Raw genomic sequence first — 1,059 nt, 5'->3', positions numbered from 1 at the left:
GGTGAAGACGGTTTGGATGAGGGGTGGGGTGTGGGGGTCGCGGGTGGGTCGGGTGTGTTCGACGAGTTTGTCGAAGGGGATGTCTTGGTGGGTGACGGCGTGCATGAGGACGGTGCGGGAGTGGTGCAGGAATTGGCGGAAGGTGTGGTGGGGGTTGATGTCGACGGCGAGGGGGAGGGTGTTGACGAAGAAGCCGATGAGTTTTTCGGCGTCGGGGTCGGTGCGGCCGGTGAGGGGGGTGCCGATGACGATGGGGTTTTGGTTGGTGTAGCGGTGGATGAGGAGTTGGAATGCGGCGAGGAGGATGCCGAAGGGGGTGGAGCCGGTTTGGGTGGCGAGGGTGGTGAGGGTGGTGGTGGTGTCGGGGGGTAGTTGGCTGTGGTGGACGGTGGTGGGGCCGGGTGTGGTGTCGGGTCGGGGTCGGTCGGTGGGTGGGTGGCAGACGGGTGGGGCGTTGCGGAGGCGTGTGGCGAGTTGGTGGAGGTGGTGTTGGGCGTTGGTGGTGTTCCAGTGGTGGTGTTGGCGTTGGGCGATGTCGGCGTATTGGGTTTTGAGGGGTGGTAGTGAGGGTTGGCGGTGGTGGGTGAGGTCGGTGTAGAGGTGGTTGAGTTCGGTGTGGAAGAGGCCGACGGACCAGCCGTCGAGGACGATGTGGTGCCAGGTGAGGCAGAGCACGTGGGTGGTGGGGGTGAGTTGGAGGATGTGGCTGCGCAGTAGTGGGCCGGTGGTGAGGTCGAATGGTTGGTCGAGTTGGGTGCGCAGGATGTCGCGGATGTGGTGGTCGTGGTGGTGGGGGTTGATGTGGGTGAGGTCGTGGCGGGTGCTGTGGTGGGTGGTGGGGGGTTGGGTGATTTGTAGGGGGATGCCGTTGTGTTCGGTGAAGGTGGTGCGGAGGACTTCGTGTCGGTGGATGATTTCGCCGATGGCGGTGTCGAGGTGGTCGAGGTTGAGTTGGCCGTCGATGTGCCAGGCGGTTTGGGTGTTGTAGGCGGTGGATTTCGGGTCGAGGGTGTGCAGGAACCACAGGCGTTGCTGCGCGAACGACAACACCCGACCCGG

1 protein-coding gene is annotated in these 1,059 nt (G+C 64.4%); it reads right to left on the bottom strand.

All coding sequences use genetic code 11. The features are described from left to right. Positions 1–1,059: condensation domain-containing protein (locus ACTMS2_RS29255; RefSeq protein ID WP_441178265.1), on the bottom strand; the 1,059-nt coding region annotated here is incomplete at both ends.

Origin of the sequence: Micromonospora sp. SD12 (assembly GCF_052068495.1) — a bacterium.
GTDB classification, from domain to species: domain Bacteria; phylum Actinomycetota; class Actinomycetes; order Mycobacteriales; family Micromonosporaceae; genus Micromonospora; species Micromonospora echinofusca.
This window is presented reverse-complemented; position numbering and strand designations above follow the sequence as displayed.